This window comes from Alkalicoccobacillus porphyridii (assembly GCF_007293315.1).
In the GTDB taxonomy this organism is placed as follows: Bacteria; Bacillota; Bacilli; order Bacillales; family Bacillaceae_D; genus Alkalicoccobacillus; species Alkalicoccobacillus porphyridii.
On the sequence record NZ_VLXZ01000013.1, the window covers coordinates 91,075 to 115,555 of the forward strand.

The following is a 24,481-nucleotide window of genomic DNA, read 5'->3' on the forward strand; positions in this document are numbered from 1 at the left end:
CGTCAGGCCTCCTTCCCATATTGTGATGAGTAGAGCTCTTGATAGAAAGTCGAATTCGAAAGCAACTCCTCATGCGAGCCCTCAGCAAGTAATTCCCCATGTTCAAGTAACAGAATTCTATCTGTGGAAGCAGCCGTTGAGAGCTTTTGAGTAATAAGAATGGTGGTACATGGATACTGTTCTAATGCTCTTAAAAAAGCTGCCTCCGTACGATTATCAAGCGCACTTGTGCTGTCATCTAATAATAGGATTTGAGGCTCCCGTATCAGTGCACGAGCAATAGCAATCCGTTGCTTTTGCCCTCCCGATAGGTTTACACCCCTCTGTCCAATTCTTGTCTCATATCCGTCTGGAAGCTTTTGAATGGTTTCATGAATTTGTGCAGCATCTGCCGCCCTGACGATTTCATTCAGATTAGCTTCTGGTTTACCCCATGAGATATTCTCACGTATTGTGCCTGAGAACAGCATGGTTTGCTGTGACACATATCCAATGGATTCTCTAAGTACTTTTAAATCAAGCTCTTGGATATCTACATCATCTATTCGAATCATTCCCTCTTGCGGCGTGTAAAGTCGAGGGAGTAATTGAAGCAAAGATGACTTACCTGAACCAGTGGCTCCAAGAATGGCAATGGTTTGCCCGGATGAAATGTTAAAGGATACCTTCCTTAAAACCTCCTGCTCTGTTTTCCCATAGGAAAAAGAAACGTGATCAAATTTAATATTTCCTCTCAGGTAGGTTTCGGGATTAGCATCTGTAACCATTTCATCTGCATCACAGGTCGTTAATACTTCTTCAATTCGTTCAGCGGAAGCTTTAGCTCTTGAAAGAAACATGATAATCATAGAAAGCACAGTCAGTGCCCCCATAATACGTGTCGCATAGTTTACAATAGCCACAATTTCTCCAACCTGTGCATTGCCTGTATTCAACTGAAAGCTGCCAAACCAAAGCACTGCAACAATGGATCCATTCATTAGTAATAATAAAACAGGCTGAGTAATTTCCATTAACCTTAAAGCCTTTACGGTTTGGTCCTTGAGCTGCGTATTATTAGTTACAAACCGTTTCGCTTCATGACCACGTCTCACAAACGCTTTCACTAATTTCATTGCCATGAGATTCTCTCTCGTTACATGATTAACCTGATCCAATCGCCTCTGAACCCAGCCAAAGGAAAGAGCTCCTTTTTTCATAAGGATGGTTATAGTCAAGACCAATAAGGGGATAACAACGGCAAATACAAGAGCTAGGCGAGCATTAATAAAAAAAGATAAAACGACGCCCCCAATAATTAATAACGGGGCTCTCATCATGATCCGTAGTCCCATAAACACCGTATTCTGAATCTGGGTCACATCGTTTGTTAATCTCATAATCAGTGAAGATGTCGCAAAATCCTCAAGCTTTGCAAACGATGAAAGCTGGATGCGACGGAACATGGCCCCTCTTAAATCCAAACCAGTGCTCTGACCCGCATGGGCAGCATAAAAAGAGTTAACAATACCAGCAAGAAAGGCTACTAATGAAGAAGCCATTAAAATGATTCCCCAAAAAATCACCACATTTAAATCACCTGCAACAACTCCATCATCTATAATTCGAGCCAAAATTAGAGGTGCAGTTAATTCCACGGCTAGCTCTACTAGCATCAAGAACAATGCTACGTACACAGCCAACCGATATGGCTTTAAATATGAAAATACGGTCCTCATGACATCTACTCCCACTGTATCTTTTACCTTGGTGATTATTTCGTTTACCTAATTATATCTTATTTTGAATTGAATGACGATTATGACCGTTAACAAAATTTAAAAAGTGGAGAGAGAAAACGAAGGTTGATGATTAGGGGAAAAGTGGGAGGTTGATGATAAGGGGACCACTCTGCATTTCCATTGAAGCATTCCTCAGCAAATTTAATGCTCCAATGGTTTGAATGGACGAACTCTGAGCGTAAAATTGTTTCAGCTCCTATCCTGAACAAAGATTAAGCTCGCTGTTGTTCCTTTTCCATACTCGGATTCAATTAAAAATTGTATACGAAGTTTTTCGCAAAGCTCATGTACTAAATGTAGCCCCATTCCCGTGGACTCTCCATATTTCCGACCATTTTCACCTGTATAGAAGGGACGATGAATCATTGGTAGGTCAGCGGATTGAATGCCTACCCCTTGATCAATGATTTGAATAGTAGGATTCCCTTCTACTACATTCGCTTCGATCGATAATTGCTTCCCATGATCACGAGTATATTTAATAGCATTCACCACTAATTGATCAAGCATAAAGAGCAACCATTTTGGATCTGTGGAAACATATAGATTTTGATCAATTGTTAGCTTGGGGTACAGCTCCTTTAAGATAAATAGGCGTTTATTTTCTTGAACGACCTGCTGAATGATTGTTTGAACATGAACAGATTTCACCCTAAAATCCTGTTCAAACTGTTCAAAGCGTGCAGTATGTAATGCTAAATCCAAGCCTTTTTCAAGTCGCTTTAGTTCCGTTCGTAAGGCGGGGAATTCCTCATTTTCCTGTTCATTTTGTGTGATTAAGTTCATTACAGACACGGGTGTTTTCATTTGATGAACCCATTGGGTCATAAATTGTACTTGTTGATTTTTTCGGATCTCTAATTGATGCAGCTGGGCTTGGTGTTGATTATAGTGACGAGTCATAAGCTGATTATGAGCTACAATCATTGGATGACTTCCATCAATCTTAAAGTCATGATGATGTGAGGTATCATCATTAAGTTTACGGTAGTACGGAGCTAAGACAATAAACCTGTATATCAAATATCCTGTTAATAAAAGAAAAGATAAAAAAATAGCATAGAATACACTTGATGCTTGCGTTCCTGGATCAAGAAAAAGAATCGATATTAATATCAGCATCTGAAGAATGTAAACCGTAATTAGTAAGGTATGATCACGCCAAAATAACTTCATGCATTTCCACTCCACGTAATATGCATCCGGTACCCAGCTCCCCTAATCGTCTCGATCGCGCTTTGTATACCAAGCCGCTGTAATTGCTTTCGTACTCTAGCCATATTCACATTCACTGTATTCTCGTCAATGAATTCCGTATCATCCCATAGTTTGTCTAAAATCGCTTGCCTAGTTACCACATTCGGATAACTTTTGATGAGCAGCTCTATCAACTGACATTCTCTTTTCGAGAGCATGACCGACTCTTGGCCGTAATGAAGCTCCATACGGTCTGGATGATAGCTTAAACCCTCCAAGCTTAGCTGCTTGTCTTCCGGTGTTGCCGCATACTCCCCATACGCCCTTCGCATATGACTGCGTACCTTGGCGACAAGGATATCTGTGTGGAAAGGCTTGGCTAGATAGTCATCGCCCCCATGTTCAAGGGCCATTACCTGATCAATTTCATTACTACGAGCAGATATAAAAATCACAGGGCAGGTTGATTTCTGGCGAATTTGCCTGCACCAGTAGAACCCGTCAAAGGTTGGCAAATTAATATCCAATAGAACAATTTTGGGTTGAACCTCTTCAAAATAATGAAGCAGATCAGACTCTCCGTGATGTAAAAAGACGGAGAATCCATAGCGTTCCAGCTTCTCCCTTAACACCTCCGCAAGTTTTTTATCATCTTCAACTATAAGTACAGCTTCAGTCATCTTCTCACCCCAGGCTCATATTGGTTTGATTATAAGCTGACCCTCAGCTCTTTTCAATCATTCTCATTAGGCTGTTCAAATACTGCTTCCGCATAAGCAGAAAATAAATAAACTGAGCGAACACAAACCCACTTATTACAACAAGAACATGTATAAGAATATTTGGCCTTTCAATAATCATTGATTGAAGCGCAACAAAGGCTACAGCTGAATGAATCAGTGAGACGATAAATGGCCCAAAAAACAAAATCATCATCTCTGCTGTTACAATCTGTCTCATCTTTTTGTAAGACAATCCTAATTTTCTTAAAGTAGCAAAACGAGCGGCATCCTGAGGTAGATAATTTTGAATTCGATAATAGAGGAAGCTACCCGTAGCAATAAAAAAGACAACCCCAATGACCGACCCCATAAATAACATAGTTTGATACATACTAATTGTTAAGATATATCTCAGTCCGCTTGAATTAAAATTAAACATTCTAATTAAAGGTTGACCATCACCGTATACCTCTTGAGACCGCTTTATCTGCTTTTGCTCAATCTGGTATCCGATAAATTCTGTACTTTGCCAATCGTCAATGTTGTATCCATAGAATATTTGATTATCGTCCATGTGGATTTGGTTATACAATTCATTGCTCACAACAATTGGATTCATTGAATATAGCATCGTAAATAGATTTTCCTCAGGTGCTTCTAAAGTGGTCACAGCTCTCTCTCTGCCAGAGGATAAAGGCAGCTCCTTAATGCTTAGAAAGCTGTTATGAGTTGGGAGCACTTGATTTTCATTAAGCTCGTAGGTTGGAAAACCACTTAGTTTGGCCAATTCATTATAATCATCTTGAGATACGATGTTGTAGATTTGTTCATACACCGTATCTAACTCCGCATCATAGGCCTCTGTTTCTACTACCTTTATTGTAAATTGATACAAATCATAATTTATTTCTGCGTCATTTAGCTCGCGGACCAGTTCTTGATTATCACGATTAGCTTCTTCGTGATTATATGATACATACGTCATAGCCAATGGCGTTTCAAAATCCCGTTCACCCCAGACCCCAAACGTGGCAATCGTTCCTGTGGCACAAATGGCAATGGTTGATACAATCGACACAAGAAAAAAGATTCGTGCATTGTCCTTTATCCTGTACATCAAATTAGAGCGACTGATCAATCTTGTCCCTTTCCAATTTTTATCAGGATTTCGTTGGAGCCATTTCATCATAAATACACTTAACTGTGTAAACAAAAAATAAGTACCAACGATCACAATGAATGTTACAGGTATAAACCTAAAAACAACCTGCTCTTCTTGGGCTGATATAGAAAGCCAATAGCCATAACCAATAAGCAAAATAGCTAAGCCGCTTAAAAACTTTGATGCCGTAGGTGAAGATTTTGGTTTCATTGAGCCTTTAAGCAGGTCTACTACTTTAGACGTTCGTACCACAAATGAAGTGAAAAATGAAATAGTGATAAACAAAAGTGTAAATGAGAGGATTGTTAAACCAAGTGCCTTCCACGGCATATAAAAAGGCATTTCATCAAATAGGATAATTCTGCTGACAGCCATCAAAAATAGTTTTTCAAAAGCTAATCCTAATGATATTCCTATCAGGATGGCTCCAAATCCAATGAACGTGTTTTCAAAAAACAGTAGTTTTCGTAGCCTTCGTTTAGTTAGGCCATGTAGGATTAATAAACCGAATTCTTGTTTTCTAAATGAAAGAAATGAGCTCATTGAGTACAGCACAAAAAGAAACGAAAAGCTGAAAATAACAATTTGGGAGACCATCATACCCGATACAGCTAATGTGGTAATGTTTCCATCTTCCACACTTGGATGAAACACAAACACCGCATATACAAAAAAAACAAACACTGAAAACGCGCAGCTTAGCAAAAATGCAGCGTATGTTCGTTTATTACGAAGAATATTACGGTAAGCGAACTGACGAAAGGTCACGATTATCTCCCCCAAGTAATGAAAGAACCTGTACAATATTCTGGTAGAAGGACTCGCGGTTATCTCCCTTATATATCTCATTAAAAAGTTTTCCGTCTTTGATGAAAAGAATACGGTCACAATAACTTGCCACCACTGCATCATGTGTGACCATTAAAAGGGTTGTGCCTTCCTCTTTGTTCATTTTATGAAGCAGTTCCATGACATCCCCCGTCGCCTTGGAATCAAGGTTTCCTGTTGGTTCATCAGCAAGAACAAGCTTTGGTTTGTGAATAAGCGCCCGACCAATTGCCGTGCGTTGGAATTGACCACCGGATAACTCATATGTACGCTTATCAAGTAAATCATTCAAATGTAGCTTCTCAGCAATGGATTTTACCTTTTCCTGCATGCCAGAGATCGAAGTTTCACCTGCTAAAGTCAAGGGTAAAACGATATTTTCAGCGACTGTTAATGTATCAAGTAACTGAAAATCCTGGAACACAAAGCCTAAATTGCTAGAACGGAAGGTGGACAGCTCTTGTTCTTTTAATTGGTGAGGACTCTTACCATCTAGTAATACCTGACCCGAGGTAGGGGCATCAATGGTTGAGATGATATTTAAAAGCGTTGTTTTTCCGCTACCAGATGGCCCCATAATCCCTACATACTCACCCTTCGCTACGTCAAAGGAGACATCCTCTAACGCTCGATAGGCAACTTTCCCACTATATGTTTTTGAGACATTTGTTACGGTCAACATGCTCCATTCCTCCTTAGTAAGCCTGAACAGTTCCAGCGGCAATCATTAAACTAATGACCCCAATAATAAATGTTGCCGACATAATTTTAATTCCTAGGCTGCCTCTCACGAGATCAACTCCTGTTATTAGTATACCCATAGTGTACACTGTGAATAAAGGATCAGAAATCGATTATGCTTTCAGAAATCTTACATTCATGTAAGATAAGCAAAATCAAAAAACTCGACATCCTAACGAGGATCCCGAGTTTCTATATTATGAGGCCATTAACCCCTTATTATTTATTAAGGCCTCGTCCGCCATTAGGAGGAAGCCTGTACACTTGCCATAATGACCATACCTATAACACCTGCAAGAAAAACTACTGAAATAATTTTAATTCCAAGACCGCCTTTCACTTACCTCTGACCTCCTATTATTTTTATATTTTCATGATTACTTTGTAACTCTTGGTGACTTCAACTAGTTATCTACATTTCTAGTATAAACAATTTTATAGATAAATAGACCTGATATTTTCTTATTTTTCTGTGACAATCTTGTGTCTAGTACCTTAGTAACTAATACTAGACCATTTAATAAGAGCTGTGTTATTATTCCCTGACGAACGTTCGGAAGGAGTGGTCGCCTATGACTGCCAATGACATTAAACAATCTGCCTTGTTTTCATTTGGACGCAATGGATTCGAAGGAGCCTCCCTTGCAAAAATTGCAGAAGAGGTAGGCATAAAAAAACAATCAATTTACACGCATTTTAAAAATAAGGATGAATTATTTTTAACAGTACTCGAGCAATCATTAGATGAAGATTTTGCTTATATTAAAGAGTGGTCCGAACAATATCAGTACCAATCTCTTCACGACTTTTTATTAGGCTATCTTCAACTAATTGGAAAACGTTTCTCAGGGGAAGATAGCTATCGTTTTGGATTGCGAATATCATTTTTCCCACCAGATCATTTGTACAAAGAAGTGATGGAAAAGGTATATGCAAACGAAGCACGATGTGAGCAGCTATTTCTTTTAAGATTTGAAAAAGCGATAAAAGAAGATTCAATGATGATTAAAGATATGCGTTCAGCTGTATTAGCCTATCTTTCTATTCTTGATGCTATTTTTGTTGAATTAATTTATGGAAAACCTGAACGTGCTGAGTTAAAAATGAAGTCACTATGGAATATTTACTGGCGGGGAATTACAAGCTAGGTAATTGGAGATGGAAACATGAAAACAGAACAAGAAATCAACACAAACCCATTAGACACACAGCCTATTGGTCGTACTTTTATAAAATACCTAATACCCTCCTTAGTTGGTATGCTGCTTATGGCATTAAACTTTGTGGTGGACGGGATTATGGTTGGTAATCGCTTAGGACATGTTGCCTTAGCAGGAGTGGGAATTGCAGGTCCGGTCTATACTATTTTTGTCGCCATGTCCCTGTGGATTGGCATAGGCGGAGCCACCTTATTTTCTCAATCAATGGGTGCTAAAAATGTAAAACGTGCGCATTTAATTTTCACGCAGTCGCTAGTATTGATTTTTTCGGCAACACTTATCATAGGGATCATTGCCTTTATATTTCGTGAACCCTTAGTATATGCTTTGGGCGCAAATGAAGAAACCTATCCTTTCGCCTCAGCCTATTTGCAGGTCATGCTTTTGTTTGGATTTGTTTTCACGATTGAAAATGCGTGCAGTGTGTTTGTTCGAAATGATCGCGGACCTAACCTAGCTATGGCCGCCTTGATTGTTACCGCCGTTTCAAACGTCATTTTGAATTATATTATTTTATATATCTTAAATCTTGGTGTTGCTGGTGCGGCAGCAGGTACTATTATTTCCGCTGCACTTGGAATTCTCGTTTTGAGCTTGCATTTCTTTAAAAAGAGCAGCCAGCTACGTTTGGTTCGTTTAAGATTTGACTGGAAGCTATTATCAACGGCGATCCTCCTTGGTTTCCCAAGCTTTCTAGCAGAGGTTGGTATTTCAGTATTTACCATCTCTCATAATGTAACACTTGAAAGATTAGCCGGTACAGATGGGGTTGCGGCTTTTTCAGTCTTAAACTATGTTCACAGCGTCATGCTGCTAATGTTCCTTGGTATGGGATCAGCGGTACAGCCTTTAGTTAGCTATTATCATGGGGGCAAACAGCTATCACGAAAACTGCAAACCATCAGAATTGCTCTTTGGACAGCCACAGGCGCAGGTCTCTTATTCTTTATCATTGGACAAGCGGCATCTAGACCGATTGTTTCTATTTTTGGTCAATTTGAAACAGAGGTAATCGAGCTTGCCACCTCTGGTATACGGATATTCTTTTTTGCGTATTTATTTATGGGAATCAACTTTGTGATGATGACCTACTATCAATCGATTGGAAATGTACGCATGGCCACATGGATTACCTTTGCCAGAGAAATTCTCTTTATGTTAATCATTCTATTCATTCTTCCTGCTTTTATTGGTGTAACTGGTGTATGGCTTGCCATACCTATAGCTGAACTCCTTGTTTTAATTAGTATTCTTTTTTATATAAGGCGTTATCCTCTTATTTCAGGAAGTTAACTGAGAAATCTGATACACTAACTAAAAAGAAAAATATCGGAGGGACCAACATGACAACTAACAATCAGCTAGTAATTACTCACAATCTATCAGATGAATCCGTAGAAAAAATAAAGCAGATTATCCCTGAGTGGACCTTGCTATACGGTAAAGACGCGAGCAATTGGGAAGACCAATTAGAAGCCTCCTCTATTATTGTTGGTTGGAACAAACAATTAAAGGAATTTAACTTCGCTCAACCTAAGAATTTAAAATGGCTTCAAACATGGAGCGCAGGTGTCGACACTCTCCCTTTAGAGGATTTAGATAAAGGCAATGTCTATGTTACCAGCGCAAACGGAGTTCACGCATATCCTATATCAGAAACCATTTTTGCTTTAATGCTTGGTTTCACTAGACGAATTCATGCCTACGTCCGTAACCAACAAACGAAAACCTGGCATCATGAAGACCTAAAGCTAGAAATTCATCAAAAAACAGTCGGTATCATCGGAGTTGGTGAAATCGGAAAAGAAACCGCGAAAATTGCCAAAGCCTTTGGCATGAAGGTACTTGGGGTCAGACATTCGGGGAAAGACACCGAATGGGTGGACGAGATGTTTACACCTGATCAATTAGATCAGGTCCTGCCACAATGTGACTATGTTGTTGTGACTCTGCCACTCACACCAGACACAAAACATTTATTTGATAAAAAAGCCTTTAAACAAATGAAAGAAAATGCCTTTTTTATCAACATAGGCAGAGGCGAAATCGTAAAAGAAGACGACCTCGTGGATGCATTAGAGCAAGGTTGGATTGCCGGAGCAGGATTAGATGTATTTGAAAAAGAACCACTCAGCGAAGACAGCCCCTTATGGGAAATGGAAAATGTAATCATCACCCCTCATACAGCCGGTGCCACAGAGCACTACCAACAAAGAGTAATTGAGGAAATCTTCATCCCTAACCTAAAAGACTTTATTAATGGAGATAAACCATCGATTAATTTAGTTGATTATTCTAAAGGCTATTAAGATTAATGTATGATGAAAACTCTCGGATGGGATCATCCGAGAGTTTTTTTAGTGGTGGTTTTTGAAGTAAATTGATTGGGTTTCTTAGTAAAAGTGGTGATTTATTTGATGGTTGGGTTAGGCTGCTTGGTCGAGAGCGGCGGTCTTGGTAAGTGCGGCTTTCTTCTTGATGGTGTGCTCGGTCTTCTTGGTAATGCGCTTCGCTTCTTGGTAAGAGTGGCTTTCTTCTTGATGCTTTGCTCATTCCTCTTGGTAACTACATCCTCTTAATCCAATTCCTTCCGCTTGCCGTTATTCCCTTTTAAATCCTTCCCATCTTTACCATCTTCATTTTTACTAAAGATACTAAGCTGCCATTTGTCTGAGATCTTTTTCAGCATTCTAATGCCTGCAATGCTGTTACTATATTTATTTAGATCTGGTCCCATGACCCCGATGCCGAGTTTGCCTGGTATGGCGGCAATGATGCTTCCTGATACTCCACTTTTTGCCGGGATACCTACCTCCACTGCAAAGGCTCCAGACTCATCGTACATACCACATGTCACCATAAATGATTTTAACGTGGTGACCACATCAGGAGGTAATAGCTCTTTTCCGGATTGCACACATGTTCCATAATTAGCAATGACGGCCGCCATGTTTGAAAGCTCTTCAATCGTCACCTCAATAGAAGTCATCTTCCAGTACACTGGCATAACATCTTCAAACTCCCCTTCTATGTATCCATTATGTCGGTTGTAATAAAATAAAGATCTATTTAGATCTTGATTTTCTGCCTGATAAACTTTTTCGTTATAGGTCAGCTCTTTATTTCCAGTCAGCTCTCTAGCTAGGGTCAAGATTCGTTCAAATTTCTCGTCCGCAGACGTCCCTTTCATTAATCCACACATAACTATGGCTCCCGAATTTACCATTGGGTTTAACGGTTTCTCTTTTTCCTGCATTTCCATTTGAATAAGAGAATGATAAACGTTTCCGGTTGGAGCTTTTCCCGTGTACTTAAAGACCTCTTCACTACCATGATCCATTAAAGCTAATGCTAATGGAAAAAGCTTAGCAATACTTTGAAGTGAAAACCTGCCTTCGTAATCACCAGCTCTTACGGTTGTCCCATCAATTGAAGTGAGCGCCACTGATACTGCACCATGATCGTCATTATCAACAGCTTCTATATAATCAGGTATCTCCCCGCTTCTAGCTACTTCCTTTTCTTCTTCAATTATTTTTTCTAGATAGGATAAGATATCTTTTTGCATAGTGTTCATTAGAATCAACTCCCTTTTAGTACTCCATTCCCTTTCATTCAAAATATATGTCGTAAAACTTATGAGAGTATTACGAAGCGGTGAATATTAATATTTGTTCAATAAAAAAAGCCACATGGAGAGTCTACTCTCTCTTGCAGCTTTTCTCATTAAATATTCACTTCACGCTTCTCACCAATTGCAGCAAGACGAGCTTCAATTTCAGCTTCCGTCAAGCTCTGTTCCTTAATATATAAATTACGAGGGTGCACGCGGCACTTAGCCGTACAGCCACGCATATATTTGTGCTCATTTTCTTCAGAAGATAGGATTTGTCGGTTACACTCCGGATTCGCACAGTTTACATATCGTTCACATGGCTCGCCGTCAAAGTGATCCTTTCCTACAACAACGTGTTCAGTGCGATTAATGGGTACAGTTAGTCTCTCATCAAATACGTAGCACTGACCATCCCATAGTTGACCTTTAGCTTCAGGATCTTTTCCATAGCTAACAATCCCACCGTGCAGCTGTGATACATCCTCAAAGCCTTCACGCTTTAACCAGCCAGAGAATTTTTCACAACGAATTCCACCTGTGCAGTAAGTTAAAATCTTCTTCCCTTCGAGCATCTCTTTGTTTTGACGTACCCAGTCCGGAAGTTCACGGAAGGTGCGGATATCTGGTTTGATTGCTCCACGGAAGCGACCAACCTCATATTCGTAATCATTACGCGCATCAATGACTACTGTATTCTCCTCTTGCATTTGTTCAAAAAATTCCTTAGGCGCAAGATATTGTCCTGTTTGTTCTTTAGGATTAATATCATCCTCTAGAGAAAGATTTACTAACTCTGAACGCGGGCGCACATGCATTTTCTTAAACGCATGCTTGTCTGCTTCATCTATTTTAAATATCATATCAGCGAACATTGGGTCCGCATGCATCTTCTTCATATACGCTTCCGTTTGCTCAATACTTCCTGAGACCGTTCCATTAATTCCTTCGTTTGCTACAAGAATTCTACCCTTTATACCTAGCTCTTTACAGTAGGCTAAATGTTCTGCCGCAAACTCTTCAGGATCCTCAATTGTAACGTACTGATAATACAACAGAACTTGATACGTAGTATTTACTTCATTCATTTTTTGATAACCACCTATACATTTATATTTGCAGGATACAAATCTTAGGCTCGCAGAATCAATGGATTCATGCTCTCTAATCTTAATTCCTTGACCGCATTATTTTATCAGATTTAGTCGTAAGAATCTAGAGGGATGCTAGTTTTGAATTAGGGTTATCCTAAAAAGCAGGAATTCAATGTTTTGAATTACCAAAATCGAGGAATAAGAGTTTTGAACAGATTATTAGGAGGATGAACCATGGAGAAAGTATTTATTAGCCCAAGTCGTTATGTACAAGGAAAAAACATTTTGGAGAGTAATGCTAGTCAATATATTAGCAAGCTTGGTCAACACGCTCTTCTCATTGCAGATGAGTTTGTCTGGGATATAGCTGGTAATCAATTGGTTGATACCCTAACAAAGGATGATATAAAAAGTGAACAAGTGACATTTGGAGGCGAATCCTCCCTTAATGAAATTGATCGTATCATTCAAGTTGGCAAAGAAAGTGATGCTGATATGGTAATTGGCCTTGGAGGCGGGAAAACACTAGATACGGCAAAAGGAGTCGCAGACAAACTAGGTTACCCGATCGTTATTATACCTACAACAGCTTCAACAGATGCCCCTACTTCAGGCCTATCTGTTATTTACTCAGATGATGGAGTGTTTGAGGATTATTCATTTTATGATAAAAACCCTGACCTCGTTATTGTTGACTCTCAGATTATTGCTAGTGCCCCACCACGCTTTTTGATATCAGGTATCGCTGATGCGTTAGCTACTTGGGTGGAAGCCCGTGCAGTTTTACAATCTAATGGGCAAATTATGTCTGGTGGTCAACCTACCATTGCCGGTCAAGCTATCGCTGAAAAGGCGGAGGAGATTTTATTCGAGTACAGTTTGCAGGCTGTTGAGGCAAACAAAAATAAAATTGTTACACCTGCCCTGGAGTCGATCATTGAAGCAAACACCCTGTTAAGTGGACTTGGATTTGAAACAGCAGGACTTGCTGCAGCACATGCCATTCATAACGGATTTACAGCCATTCACGGTGAGATCCACAATTTGACTCACGGTGAAAAAGTCGCTTACGGCACCATTGCTCAGCTTGTTTTAGAAAATAAAAACCTAGAGGAACTGGATCGTTATCTTGAACTCTATATCGAATTAGGCCTCCCAGTTACTCTAGAAGAACTTCACTTAGCTGACGCTTCAGATGAAGATTTATTAAAGATTGCAGAACTCGCTACCGCCGAAGGAGAAACCATTCACAACCTTCCACAAAAAGTGACAGCTGACGATGTTGTACAAGCAATCAAAGCTGTAGATATTTATGCGAAGAGCTTTAAAAAACGTTATGGGGTTGAATAATCTTTAGAACAAACAAGGTCCGCCTGATCACTTTTTCATCAGGCGGACTTTTAAATGTGCACATAGCACCTCAATAATAATTATGTTGATTTTGTACAGGTTCATTGTTCAATTGAATCTAAGACCAAGTTTATCCTAATCTAGAAGTACCTCTAAAATGGTATGGCATTTTTTCTCTCTCTCTATTTAACAAACACTGTTTTAATAGAAGTAAAAAATTCTTTAGCCGCTTCGCCTTGTTCTCTGGAGTGCGAGCTTGATTGCTTCATTCCGCCAAATGGAGCCTGGAGCTCTACTCCGGCACTTTCTGCATTAATTCGAACGAGGCCCGCATCCATATCTTTGATGAAGCTTAGCATGGAGCTGATATTGGTTGTAAAAATGGATGCACTCAGACCGAATTCAACATCATTGGCTAGCTCCAATGATTGTTCAATTGAGGCTGTCTTAAATAATGCAATGACAGGTCCAAACACTTCTTCCTGAGCAATGGTTTGTGAATGGTCTTCGCATTCAAATATCGTTGGCTCGACATAAAAACCCTCATCTGAAAGAATTTTATTACCACCAGTGAGTAAGGTCGCCCCTTCTTCTACACCCTTATTAATGTAGTACATGCAGTTATCGAGCTGTGCTTTTGAAGCACATGGGCCCATCCATGACGAGTCACTTAATGGATCACCGACTTTAAGCTCAGCTGTTTTCTTTAATAGCAAGTCTTTAAATTCATCGTACAGCTCTGCTTCGACAAACACCCTGCTGGTTGCCGTACACTTCTGTCCGGTTGATTTGAAAGCTCCACTTATTGTCGCGTCCACGGCTAACTGAAGGTCAGCATCTTTGGCTACGATGACCGGATTCTTTCCACCCATTTCGAGTTGGTACTTAGCGCCGCGGCTAAGTGCTTGCTTTCCTATTTCTTTTCCAACTGAATTAGATCCAGTAAATGTAATGCCGTTTACATCCGGATGTTCAGCCAATCCTTGCCCAATAACAGAGCCACTGCCAGTAATGAAATTAATCACACCCTTTGGCAAATCAGCCTCATCAAAGCACTCAATGATTTTAGCGCATGTTAAAGCTGTCTCTGAAGCAGGCTTTAATACAACCGTATTCCCATATATGAGGGCCGGCGCTGTTTTCCAAATGGGAATAGCAATAGGGAAATTCCATGGTGTAATAACTCCAACCACTCCAAGTGGCACTCGTGTTGTAAACATTAGTGCATCAGCATCCGTAGATGGGATGACATCACCAACCTTACGCAAGCCCTCCCCTGCATAATAACGAAGAATGGCTATACCTCTATTGGTTTCACCTCGTGTTTCTGCGAGGGTTTTCCCCATTTCTTTACTAGCAGTTGTTGCAATGTCATCGATACGTTGCTCCATAATGTCGGCAACCTTGTACAGAAATGCACCACGCTCAGCTCCTGTTAGTTTGGACCACCCTTTTTTAGCTTCCTTTGCAGCCTGTACCGTTTGATCGAGGTCTTCAGCAGTTGAATTCTGATAGAATCCTACTTCTTGTTTTAGATCAGCTGGGTTTGAACTTTCTTTTGTTTGACCGGATCCTGATGCCTTCCAAGTGCCGTTTACATAGTTTAAAGCTGTACTCACAATGAATTGCTCCCTTCTAAGTTAAACGCTCAATTTTGAATGTGGATACTTTTGGTGAGCCTTCTCTAAAATGGCCTCCAATTGTTTATAATGTTCCTTACTTACTTCGACAATAGGCGCACGAACCCTGCCTGAAACCGGTAATCCGACAATTTCCATTCCTGCTTTGATCAATGAAACTGCATATCCTTTGCGTTGCTTCCTAATATCATTAATCGGAAGAATTACATCTCGATAAATGCTACTAACTTCTTCCGTTCGTCCAGCCAATAATGCGTCATAGAACCTTCTTGAAATATGAGGAATATAGTTAGAAATAGCAGAAGAATAGGAATCAAAACCAAGTGGTACATAAGCTGGCATCGTGACTTCAGCCATTGGCATTCCATTCAGCCAGCTGAGACGATCTCCAATCGCCTGAGTTAGGATGATGTTGCTCTCGATATGACCAACTCCATCCTTAAGTCCAACAAGCTGCTCATAACGTAAAAGTGATTCAAGTGCCTTGAGCTGAAGGACAGCGTTATCCCGTTGATACACAATTGCGTTTAAGTTACTAGCTTCAAGAATACGTTCTATATAGCTAACTAATCCTTCTTGCTCTCCCTCAATTAGATATGGAGGAAGAATTAAGTATCCATCCATTCCTTTTTCTTCAGAAATCTTCGCTTGGCTGATAGCCGTGGACAGGTTACCTCCTACTCCCGAATAAATAGGTACTCGTTTTTGCGTAGCGTCTTTCGCAACATCAATCATCGTGCCATATTCTTCATTACTTAAAGATTGAAACTCACCCGAGCCACACGCAATAAAAATGGCCTCTAACCCTTCCTCAATTAAATACGTAATATTCCTGTGTAAAGCGCTTTCATCAATCTTTCCAGAAGATGCTAAAGGAGCAACCGGGAACCCTAGTATTCCCTTAGGTGCTTTTCTAGTTTGGCTCATTGCTTTCTCTCCTTTATATTTTATTGATCTTATTGTAAGACAAATAAAATAATCAGTCAAGGACAATACACCGAATGTAGACAACCGCAGAGAAATAAATTAAAAAATCCAAACAATGATTAGGCTCATCGTTCGGATCTACAGTTTCTTTTATTCTTCTGTTTGTAATACCTTTTCTCTCACAAAGGTAAGGTGATTGTACATTTCTTGATACGCACGCACCGAATCTCGATTTTTTAATGCATCATAAATGGCCAGGTGATGCTCAACCGTTTTCTCTTTTTCTCTAAACTTAATTCTTGTGTTTACTTTAGCATGTGTCAGATGAAGAGAATCCATCATCCCTTGTAGAATTGGATTCGCTACACTTTGGGCGATAATTTGATGAAACTTTAGATCGTGCTCACCATAATTATCATCTTTGCTTTCTTCAATAGCCTGAATTGTTGCTTGAAGCTGATCAAGCTCATTCTCACTCATTTTTTCAGCAGCAAACGTAACTAGCCCAAGCTCCAATGTCATTCTGGCTTCAATTATGGCTTCTATATTTCCACTCATCAAAGAAAGCATTGCGGAAAACGGCTTACTACTAATTTTCTCAGTAAAATACGTACCATCTCTCGTTTTTCTTTTTACAATTCCGAGTGACTCTAATGAACTGATGGCTTCACGCATGACTGGCCTACTTACTCCCAGCATATCTACAAGCTCAAGCTCTGGAGGCAGTTTATCTCCCGGCTTCATTTTATTAGTAATAAGCAAATCAATTATTTTTTCTTCGACTTGCTGAGCTAATGTTTTTCGGCTAACCTTGTTCTCTGAAAAATCAAATTGGTGATTTGCCATTTTGTCCCGCCTATCCTTTATTGTTACCTAATTGTATTACAATTTTATCATATTTTAAACCACTTCATACATATACCCTATTAATCTTCAAAAAGCATGAGCTAAAAAATACTCATGCTTCACATTTTCACCTTACCAAACAAGGTTTCTTTGGATCAAAGGACCATCCTTCAATTAAATATTGCATGGCAACTGAATCATTCCTTGCTCCTAGATTCATCTGATTAAATAGATCATGAGCCCCTTGAACCTTATCTATATCAAGCTCTACTCCGAGTCCAGGTTTATCTGGTACTTGGATAAATCCCTCATTTATTTCAAATGGTTTTCTCGTAATTCCTTGTCCATCCTGCCAAATCCAATGAGTATCAATTGCTGTGATGTCACCAGACGCTGCTGCGGCAACATGAGTGAACATCGCTAACGAGACATCAAAATGATTATTAGAATGTGAGCCCCAAGTAAGACCCCATTCATGACAAATCTCAGCTACCCTCACAGAGCCCGCCATTGTCCAAAAGTGAGGATCAGCTAAGGGAATGTCAACAGCGTGGCTCTGGATAGCATGTCCAAGCTGTCGCCAATCTGTTGCAATCATATTCGTGGCTGTTTGTAGACCAGTCGAACGTTTGAATTCCGCTAAAATTTCTCGACCAGAGAAGCCATTCTCTGCCCCGCACGGATCCTCAGCGTAAGCTAGAACATCCTGCTTACCTGAACATAGCCTTATTGCTTCATCCAAACTCCATGCCCCATTTGGATCCAATGTAATTCTTGAATCTGGAAAACGTTTTGATAATGCTGTCACCGCAGCCATTTCTTCATCCCCAGATAATACACCGCCTTTTAGCTTAAAATCCTTAAATCCATAGCGTTTCTGGGCAGCTTCTGCTAGCTCAACAATCTTTTCTGGTGTTAGTGCTTCATTATGACGCAGTCTAAACCAGTCATCTTCATGTGATTCATCTTCATCATACGCAAGGTCTGTTTTTGTACGATCCCCAATATAAAATAAATAGCCTAATGCCTGCACTTTGTCTCTTTGCTTCCCCTCGCCTAATAGTGAAGCTACTGAAACATTCATATACTTTCCAACGAGGTCTAAGAGTGCTGATTCGTAAGCGGTTACAACATGCACAGCAATTCGTAAGTCAAATGTTTGCAAGCCTCGACTTACCGAACCATATTGTTTATCCAATGCTCTTCTAATAGCCGAGATTAAATCCTTATACGCACCTATTTCTTTTCCTTCCACAAGGGGAATCACTTCATTCATCGCAACTGCAATGGATTGTCCACCCGGGACCTCACCCACACCAACTTGTCCAGAATCATCTTTCAATATTAATAGATTTCGAGTAAAGTACGGGCTGTGTGCCCCACTTAGGTTTAATAGCATAGAATCCTTTCCTGCTATGGGAATGACTTGAATTTCGGTAATTTTAGGTGTTTTTCTAATCATGACACCTGACGCCTTCATTCGAGTTTCCTCCTTTATTTGTATTAATGTTATTCAAAGATTTTTAAGAAGCACTCAACCAAAATAAGTAGGCTGAGTGCATGAATAGGAACGAAGCTTAATTCCCTGTAATATGATCTACCTTTTCAAAAATCTCCTGTAGCCTCTCTCTTGCCTTGCTTGGCAAGGCCTCTCTTTCTGCAGACTGAATATTAGACTCTAAGTGAGCCACATCTCCAGTACCCATTAAGACGGTATGAATACCTGGCTCATCACGACAGAAGCGATACGAAGCATCAATGACACTTTCAGCTCCATATTCATTAACCAAAAAGTCCAGCGGTTTCTCTAATTCAATTCTCTCTGGATCCACTCTTCCTTCTGTGATCAGTTGACTGATTAACGAGCTTAGAACATCCTGTTTGGCTAGTGCTCTTCTTACTGCGAACATTCCTAACACACCAATATCATGTTTTATGGCTTTTTTTAGAACGGGCTGACGTGCACTTTGATTCAGGATATTAAAACCTACCATGATAACATCCCAGTAATTATCTTCTACTGCTAATTCAAGCATAGAGTGGTTTGGCTCTGAATTAAATTGTTCTGTAATACCAATGGCCCGGATAATACCCTGCTCTTTGTACTTAACCAATTGTGGCAAAAGGACATTTACAGCATGGTCATAATCCTTTAGATTAACTGCGTGTAAATGATAAATATCAATATAATCTGTGCGGAGATTAGTTAAGCTTTGAGTTAATTCCGACTCAAGATTTGCGACTGTTTTCAACTGATTCTTTTCGAGAATACTGCATTTTGTTGAATAAAGCAGATCCTGTCTATTAAATGCACTTACCCCTTTGCCAACTAGCTCCTCAGTCCCATATACATTGGCTGTATCAATTAAGTTAATGCCTTTTTCAATTGCTTTTTGTAAAACAACAATGGCATCCTCTTCTGCTTTTTTACTTGTTGTACCTAGTCTACTATGTCCTCCTGAACCAAGACTCATCACACTGACATCCATATCTGTTCTTCCTAGCTTTCTATATTCCATGCTTCCACTCCTCCAATTTACGCTTTACATTGCTTGTCCATGGCTTGGTTGTTTAAACACCCGATTTTTCTGTTTTCTTTTCTGAAGAATAAATGTCAATCCAATCAACACTATTCCTATCGCATCGGTAAACAAACCACTGTAGATTAGTACAACTGAAGCTGCAAACATTAATACTCTTTCAATTAAATTCATATGTTCAATCCAATAACCTATCACCGCAGTACTTAATGCATAAATCCCAACGATAGCTGCTACAATCGTAATAACTATACTAATAGAGAAGTTTGATTGTAACAGAAGGCTCGGTGAATAGATAAAGAAAAATGGTACGATGAACCCGGCTAAGCCAAGCCTGACAGCGGTCCAGCTCACCTGAGTAGGGTTCGCGTTGGCCAGTGCCGCCGCTGTATAAGAAGCCATCGCTACAGGTGGTGTAATATTGGATAGACACGCGTAATAGAACACAAACATATGGGCAGCGATCGGTGCAACACCTAGATTAATAAGCGCCGGTGCTGCAACAACAACGGCGACGATATAGGCTGCCGTTGAAGGTAAACCCATACCAACGATAATACATGCAATCATGGTTAATAATAATGTAAGAAAAAGCTGACCCTGTGCCAAAGCCAATATCATATTAGTTAGTTGAAGTCCAATGCCTGTTAAATTTACAACACCAATTACAAAACCGACAACAGCTGTTGCAATGGCAATAACAACTGTTCCTTTTGCCCCTTCGGCAAGGGTGTGTAATAAATCTTTGAAGCTCATTCTTGTTTCTTTTCTTATAAAAGCAATCAAATACGTTGAGATGATGGCAAAAAAGGCTGCGTAAATTGGGGTAAACCCGTTAAATAGCATAATTAACAGTAAAATAATCGGTGCAATTAAATGTCCGCGTTGTTTTAATATCTTCTTCAGGTCAGGTAGTTGATCTCTTGCGATCCCTTGAATACCCGTTTTTTTGGCTTCAAAGTGAACCATAAACCATACAGCTACAAAATAAAGCAGGGCTGGAATAATAGCTGCTACAATAATGTGCGTAAATGGAATGCCTAGAAATTCTGCCATCACAAATGCTGCCGCCCCCATTATCGGCGGCATAATTTGTCCACCTGTGGAAGAGACTGCTTCGACGCTGGCAGCAAAATTCTTTTTATAGCCAACTCTTTGCATCAACGGAATACTAAAAATACCTGTTGTCGCCACATTGGCAACAGCACTTCCATTTATCATTCCTAGTGATCCACTGGCGAGTACAGATACTTTCGCAGGTCCACCTGGTCGGCTCCCTGCAACAGCTATTGCACCATTGGTGAATAGCGATGACATCCCAGTCCCATTTAAAAAAGCACCAAATAAGACAAATAGAAATACGTAGGTGGCTGAAACCCCTAAAGCTATACCAAATATTCCTTCATTCCCTAAATACATTCTCTCTATTAGAATATCGATACTTATACCTCTGTGACCAAGAACTCCGGGTAAATAGGGTCCTAAATATGCGTACAGTAAGAAAGCAAGTCCAATAATGGGGAGCTGTTTACCCATCGATCGTCTGGCTGCTTCAAGTACTAGAACCATCGTAATAAAACCCATCACTAGATCTAATGTCGTTGTATTAATACCTCTTCGTGCAATATCCTCAAACATAACAGCCAAATAACCAACACCGGCCGCGCCCAAAGCAGTTAGCACATAATCTACTATTGATGGAGCGCTTTTATTTGATTTTTTTGTAGCGGGATAAAGCAAAAAGATAAGAACAATCGCAAAGGTAAGATGAACAGCCCGGTGCTGCATCGAATTCATACTTATAACCCCAGCTGTTAATAAGTGAAACACAGACATGGCGACGGCTATCGCTGCCACAAAAATCCCCATCTTGCCCTTCATCACTCTAAATCTAGAGGAGCTATCAAACTTCTTAGCCAGATCATCTACATCAATTTTTTCTGATTCCATTTTATTGTGTTTATCCTCTGCCACTCAACTCACTCCTTTGCTCTTCAATCTGTTTGATCAATGTCTACACCATGCTCTTCATAGAACTTCACGGCTCCTGGATGTAGTGAAATCTTTGAGCCTTCCTGCGAATTGTCTAAAGTCATATTTTGAATGGCATCATGCAAATTTTCTAGTTTTGCTTCATCCTCATAAAGCGAGTGTAGGACGCTGTAAACGAAGTCATCTGATACATCCGCTCTTGTAATTAACCAATTTGCTTCCGCGTATGTAATTACAGGTTCCGGCTGATTTGGATACGTATTAGCAGGAATTTCATGTTCATAGTAGGTATCATCAGAATGTTCATTAATGGCTTCAAGATGTTCTGGAGAGAATTCTAGTAGCTTATAATCGCCAGTTCCCATCAGCTCTGTAATCATTGAAAAGCCTTGAGCTCCGGGAGCGATGGCTCCGTGTAACTGATTATCTCGTAGCATTTCAGATGCCTGACCACCTGTTACATACTCAGCTGAAACACCGCGTGGGAAATCAATGTCTAGCCCATTAAACATATTTCTAGAGTCGGTCTCTACACCACCTCCAGGCTCACCCACTCCTATTCTCTTGCCAACGATATCTTCTGGCGTTTCAATACCCGCGTTTCTTTTTACAATGAAATGAATCACATTTGGATAGACGTACGTTACACCAGCAATATTCTCTGCGGGTCTTCCCTCAAATTGACCTTCTCCATTTTGAGCGCTTAGTGCAGCACTCGCTTGAACAAAGCCAAGCTCCCCATTTCCAGAATCCACAGTATCAATAATGTTAGGTGTCCCAGCAGTCGATTGTGGAGACGCTTTCATTTCTGGGAAGTCTTCATTTAAAATCTGAGAAATTCCATTTGCAATTAAAAAAAACACGCCCCCACTCGTTCCCCCAACAATACCTACATAACGTGGCATCCCGTCATCAGAGGTCATTACATCTTCTCTTGAACATCCAACGATGATGAGTATCATAACAATGGATATCATTAGTATTTTAATAAAAGGGTTACTCAAGTGAATCCTCCTTTTTCTTCACAGCGATTTTAAGCGCTTTCATTTTTTTTAAATTGTAAGACAATAAAATTGAGTTGTAAAGTACTTTTTGTTTTCAAATTACATTTGTTGACGCTTTCATTATTTTGTCTTACAATTAAACAAAACGTTAGGTTAGGAGTAGATGTATGCTGATCACAAAAATCGAATCATTTAGAATGAAGGACCATCCTCGAGAGCTTTTAGTGCAAATTCATACGGATAAAGGGATTGTAGGCTTAGGTGAAACAAATGCCAAACCAGCCCCTGCCCAAGAAATGATACATACTATCTGTGCGGATCTTTTGATTGGAAAAGACCCATTAGACATTGATCACATTTGGGCTAAGTTCTATCAAACATTTAACCACCATGGTTGTTCTGGTACTGAAATGAGAGCATTAAGTGCAATTAATATGGCACTCTGGGACATTCTAGGAAAAACGTCAAATCAGCCACTTTATCGCTTATTAGGAGGCGCATCAAGAGAGAAAATTAAAGTCTACAATACATGTGTAGGTTATCTATCCAATGATGATCGCAATCGATTTATCAATGAGCCTGAAAAACTAGCAGAAGAATTACTTAATAAAGGTATAACCGCCATGAAAATCTGGCCATACGATGAATTGAGTGAGGAATATAGAGGACAATATATTACACCTGACCTAGTTAAAAAAGGCGCAGAACCTTTTAAAAGAATCAGGGAATCGTTTGGAAGTGATATGGAGTTGATTCTTGAAGGTCACGGACGATGGAATCTACCAAGTGCCCTCCGAATTGCTGATGAATTAGAGAAGTATGGCCTTCTCTGGCTTGAAGATATAACACCCGTAAACAATGTTGAAACCTTTCAGAAATTAAAGCAATCTACTTCCATACCGATTGCGGCAAGTGAGCGGCTTTTTACAAAATATGAATATTTAAATCTATTACAGCACGGTGATTGCGATCTCCTGATTGCCGACGCGGCCTGGACTGGCGGAATTAGTGAAGTGAAAAAGATTGCTACACTAGCCGAACTATATAATCTTCCGTTTGCTCCTCATAACTGTGGCGGTCCGGTTCTAAACGCAGTGAATGCACATATTTGCTATAACTTGCCAAACCTCTTTATGATGGAAACCGTTCGTGCTTTTTATGAGACCTATTATGCAGAGATAGTAAAAGAACCCATTGAACTAAATAACGGATTCATCACTCCCCCAGATCGACCTGGTCACGGGATGGAATTATCCGATGCCTTCTTTGAGAGACAAGACCTCATAAGACAGGTATCCCTCGAAAAAAACTCGGACAGCGAACAAAAAGTATATAACACATCCGGGGCAGGAGATCCTTGGAAGAGATAATTTCAGTGGAGGCTGCATTCTTTTGCGAGGGGGATAGATGACGGCTAATGTTTTGTCTCTTCGTCTATCGCTCCTAAAACTTGAGGGCACTTACCTGAGGGAACCAGTACCATACCAAGAGCCGGAGCACGGCACCAAGAAAGAAGCCTCGCATAGCAAGAAGAACCAGCGCATAACCAAGAGCCAGAGCACGATACCAAGAAAGAAGCCTTGCATAGCAAGAAGAACCAGCGCAACACCAAGAGCCAGAGCGCGATACCAAGAAAGAAGCCTTGCATAGCAAGAAGAACCAGCGCATAACCAAGAGCCGGAGCACGGCACCAAGAAAGAAACTCCGCATAGCAAGAAGAACCAGCGCATAACCAAGAGCCAGAGCACGATACCAAGAAAGAAGCTCTGCATAGCAAGAAGAACCAGCACAACACCAAGAGCCAGAGCGCGATACCAAGAAAGA

At 40.1% G+C, this 24,481-nt stretch carries 20 protein-coding genes; 5 read left to right on the forward strand and 15 right to left on the reverse strand.

Annotation, left to right across the window (positions count from 1 at the left end):
- Positions 1–2 precede the first annotated feature (2 nt).
- The 5 genes from FN960_RS17530 to FN960_RS17550 all read right to left on the reverse strand — a co-directional run bounded on the left by FN960_RS17530 (position 3) and on the right by FN960_RS17550 (position 6,372).
- Positions 3–1,718 (reverse strand): ABC transporter ATP-binding protein, encoded by a 1,716-nt coding sequence (locus FN960_RS17530; protein WP_143850161.1) that lies wholly within the window; start codon positions 1,716–1,718, stop codon positions 3–5.
- Between the two features lie 252 nt (positions 1,719–1,970).
- Positions 1,971–2,957, reverse strand: coding sequence for a sensor histidine kinase (locus FN960_RS17535; protein WP_143850162.1), 987 nt, complete (start codon positions 2,955–2,957; stop codon positions 1,971–1,973).
- Positions 2,954–3,658, reverse strand: a complete 705-nt coding sequence (locus FN960_RS17540; RefSeq protein ID WP_143850163.1) for a response regulator transcription factor — start codon at positions 3,656–3,658, stop codon at positions 2,954–2,956. The genes FN960_RS17535 and FN960_RS17540 overlap by 4 nt, the downstream gene beginning before the upstream one ends.
- Before the next feature lie 43 nt (positions 3,659–3,701).
- Complete coding sequence (locus FN960_RS17545) at positions 3,702–5,630, reverse strand: ABC transporter permease (protein WP_185971090.1); 1,929 nt, start codon at positions 5,628–5,630, stop codon at positions 3,702–3,704.
- On the reverse strand, positions 5,602–6,372 hold the full coding sequence (locus tag FN960_RS17550; protein WP_143850165.1) for an ABC transporter ATP-binding protein: 771 nt from the start codon (positions 6,370–6,372) through the stop codon (positions 5,602–5,604). Before FN960_RS17550 ends, FN960_RS17545 begins: the two co-directional genes overlap by 29 nt.
- Positions 6,373–7,003: 631 nt before the next feature.
- Between FN960_RS17550 and FN960_RS17555 the strand changes: the two genes are divergently transcribed.
- From FN960_RS17555 to FN960_RS17565, 3 genes are read left to right on the forward strand one after another with little or no spacing between them, the layout of a single operon-like run.
- On the forward strand, positions 7,004–7,579 hold the full coding sequence (locus FN960_RS17555; RefSeq protein WP_143850166.1) for a TetR/AcrR family transcriptional regulator: 576 nt from the start codon (positions 7,004–7,006) through the stop codon (positions 7,577–7,579).
- 18 nt (positions 7,580–7,597) lie between these two features.
- Entirely contained in the window at positions 7,598–8,944 is a 1,347-nt protein-coding gene (locus tag FN960_RS17560) for an MATE family efflux transporter (RefSeq protein ID WP_143850167.1), read from the forward strand.
- A gap of 50 nt (positions 8,945–8,994) precedes the next feature.
- The gene (locus FN960_RS17565) at positions 8,995–9,960 is read left to right on the forward strand and encodes a D-2-hydroxyacid dehydrogenase (RefSeq protein WP_143850168.1); all 966 of its coding nucleotides are present in this window, start codon (positions 8,995–8,997) and stop codon (positions 9,958–9,960) included.
- A gap of 266 nt (positions 9,961–10,226) precedes the next feature.
- Here FN960_RS17565 and glsA read toward each other — a convergent pair whose 3' ends face one another.
- Together glsA and trhO are read right to left on the reverse strand one after the other, a co-directional pair.
- Complete coding sequence (gene glsA, locus FN960_RS17570; protein ID WP_143850169.1) at positions 10,227–11,228, reverse strand: glutaminase A; 1,002 nt, start codon at positions 11,226–11,228, stop codon at positions 10,227–10,229.
- A gap of 149 nt (positions 11,229–11,377) precedes the next feature.
- Complete coding sequence (gene trhO / locus FN960_RS17575) at positions 11,378–12,352, reverse strand: oxygen-dependent tRNA uridine(34) hydroxylase TrhO (RefSeq protein ID WP_143850170.1); 975 nt, start codon at positions 12,350–12,352, stop codon at positions 11,378–11,380.
- Positions 12,353–12,592: 240 nt separating this feature from the next.
- On the opposite strand from trhO, the gene FN960_RS17580 reads away from it, so the two are divergent.
- Positions 12,593–13,708, forward strand: coding sequence for a glycerol dehydrogenase (locus FN960_RS17580; protein WP_143850171.1), 1,116 nt, complete (start codon positions 12,593–12,595; stop codon positions 13,706–13,708).
- Between the two features lie 182 nt (positions 13,709–13,890).
- Here FN960_RS17580 and gucD read toward each other — a convergent pair whose 3' ends face one another.
- The 7 genes from gucD to FN960_RS17615 form a co-directional block, all read right to left on the reverse strand.
- Positions 13,891–15,327 carry an alpha-ketoglutaric semialdehyde dehydrogenase GucD gene (gene gucD, locus FN960_RS17585; RefSeq protein ID WP_260682050.1) on the reverse strand — a complete coding sequence of 479 codons (1,437 nt, stop codon included), beginning with the start codon at positions 15,325–15,327 and terminating at the stop codon, positions 13,891–13,893.
- Positions 15,328–15,348: 21 nt separating this feature from the next.
- The gene (gene kdgD / locus FN960_RS17590; RefSeq protein ID WP_143850173.1) at positions 15,349–16,275 is read right to left on the reverse strand and encodes a 5-dehydro-4-deoxyglucarate dehydratase; all 927 of its coding nucleotides are present in this window, start codon (positions 16,273–16,275) and stop codon (positions 15,349–15,351) included.
- 150 nt (positions 16,276–16,425) lie between these two features.
- Positions 16,426–17,121: a FadR/GntR family transcriptional regulator gene (locus tag FN960_RS17595; protein ID WP_143850174.1), complete on the reverse strand. Its 696-nt coding sequence runs from the start codon at positions 17,119–17,121 to the stop codon at positions 16,426–16,428.
- A 127-nt stretch (positions 17,122–17,248) separates the two neighbouring features.
- Positions 17,249–18,601 carry an enolase C-terminal domain-like protein gene (locus FN960_RS17600; protein WP_143850175.1) on the reverse strand — a complete coding sequence of 451 codons (1,353 nt, stop codon included), beginning with the start codon at positions 18,599–18,601 and terminating at the stop codon, positions 17,249–17,251.
- Between the two features lie 97 nt (positions 18,602–18,698).
- On the reverse strand, positions 18,699–19,640 hold the full coding sequence (locus tag FN960_RS17605) for an aldo/keto reductase (RefSeq protein WP_143850176.1): 942 nt from the start codon (positions 19,638–19,640) through the stop codon (positions 18,699–18,701).
- A gap of 24 nt (positions 19,641–19,664) precedes the next feature.
- Positions 19,665–21,635: a TRAP transporter permease gene (locus tag FN960_RS17610; RefSeq protein WP_221936815.1), complete on the reverse strand. Its 1,971-nt coding sequence runs from the start codon at positions 21,633–21,635 to the stop codon at positions 19,665–19,667.
- Positions 21,636–21,655: 20 nt separating this feature from the next.
- Positions 21,656–22,657, reverse strand: coding sequence for a TAXI family TRAP transporter solute-binding subunit (locus FN960_RS17615; protein ID WP_143850177.1), 1,002 nt, complete (start codon positions 22,655–22,657; stop codon positions 21,656–21,658).
- A 167-nt stretch (positions 22,658–22,824) separates the two neighbouring features.
- Here FN960_RS17615 and FN960_RS17620 point away from each other — a divergent pair, with 167 nt between their 5' ends.
- A complete protein-coding gene (locus tag FN960_RS17620) occupies positions 22,825–24,027 on the forward strand; it encodes a mandelate racemase/muconate lactonizing enzyme family protein (RefSeq protein WP_143850178.1) in 1,203 nt (400 codons plus the stop codon).
- Between the two features lie 90 nt (positions 24,028–24,117).
- Here FN960_RS17620 and FN960_RS23035 read toward each other — a convergent pair.
- Positions 24,118–24,481, reverse strand: a 364-nt coding sequence (locus FN960_RS23035) for a hypothetical protein (protein ID WP_221936816.1), incomplete at its 5' end; no start/stop codon positions are given.

What these genes read in the sequence shown, in the direction of transcription:
- FN960_RS17600 (WP_143850175.1), bottom strand. Translation starts at nt 18,601, where the DNA reads ATGAAGGCGTCAGGTGTCATGATTAGAAAAACACCTAAAATTACCGAA.
- FN960_RS17535 (WP_143850162.1), bottom strand. Translation starts at nt 2,957, where the DNA reads ATGAAGTTATTTTGGCGTGATCATACCTTACTAATTACGGTTTACATT.
- trhO (WP_143850170.1), bottom strand. Translation starts at nt 12,352, where the DNA reads ATGAATGAAGTAAATACTACGTATCAAGTTCTGTTGTATTATCAGTAC.
- FN960_RS17550 (WP_143850165.1), bottom strand. Translation starts at nt 6,372, where the DNA reads ATGTTGACCGTAACAAATGTCTCAAAAACATATAGTGGGAAAGTTGCC.
- FN960_RS17555 (WP_143850166.1), top strand. Translation starts at nt 7,004, where the DNA reads ATGACTGCCAATGACATTAAACAATCTGCCTTGTTTTCATTTGGACGC.
- FN960_RS17620 (WP_143850178.1), top strand. Translation starts at nt 22,825, where the DNA reads ATGCTGATCACAAAAATCGAATCATTTAGAATGAAGGACCATCCTCGA.
- FN960_RS17605 (WP_143850176.1), bottom strand. Translation starts at nt 19,640, where the DNA reads ATGGAATATAGAAAGCTAGGAAGAACAGATATGGATGTCAGTGTGATG.
- FN960_RS17580 (WP_143850171.1), top strand. Translation starts at nt 12,593, where the DNA reads ATGGAGAAAGTATTTATTAGCCCAAGTCGTTATGTACAAGGAAAAAAC.
- glsA (WP_143850169.1), bottom strand. Translation starts at nt 11,228, where the DNA reads ATGAACACTATGCAAAAAGATATCTTATCCTATCTAGAAAAAATAATT.
- FN960_RS17540 (WP_143850163.1), bottom strand. Translation starts at nt 3,658, where the DNA reads ATGACTGAAGCTGTACTTATAGTTGAAGATGATAAAAAACTTGCGGAG.
- FN960_RS17595 (WP_143850174.1), bottom strand. Translation starts at nt 17,121, where the DNA reads ATGGCAAATCACCAATTTGATTTTTCAGAGAACAAGGTTAGCCGAAAA.
- FN960_RS17530 (WP_143850161.1), bottom strand. Translation starts at nt 1,718, where the DNA reads ATGAGGACCGTATTTTCATATTTAAAGCCATATCGGTTGGCTGTGTAC.
- FN960_RS17560 (WP_143850167.1), top strand. Translation starts at nt 7,598, where the DNA reads ATGAAAACAGAACAAGAAATCAACACAAACCCATTAGACACACAGCCT.
- FN960_RS17565 (WP_143850168.1), top strand. Translation starts at nt 8,995, where the DNA reads ATGACAACTAACAATCAGCTAGTAATTACTCACAATCTATCAGATGAA.
- kdgD (WP_143850173.1), bottom strand. Translation starts at nt 16,275, where the DNA reads ATGAGCCAAACTAGAAAAGCACCTAAGGGAATACTAGGGTTCCCGGTT.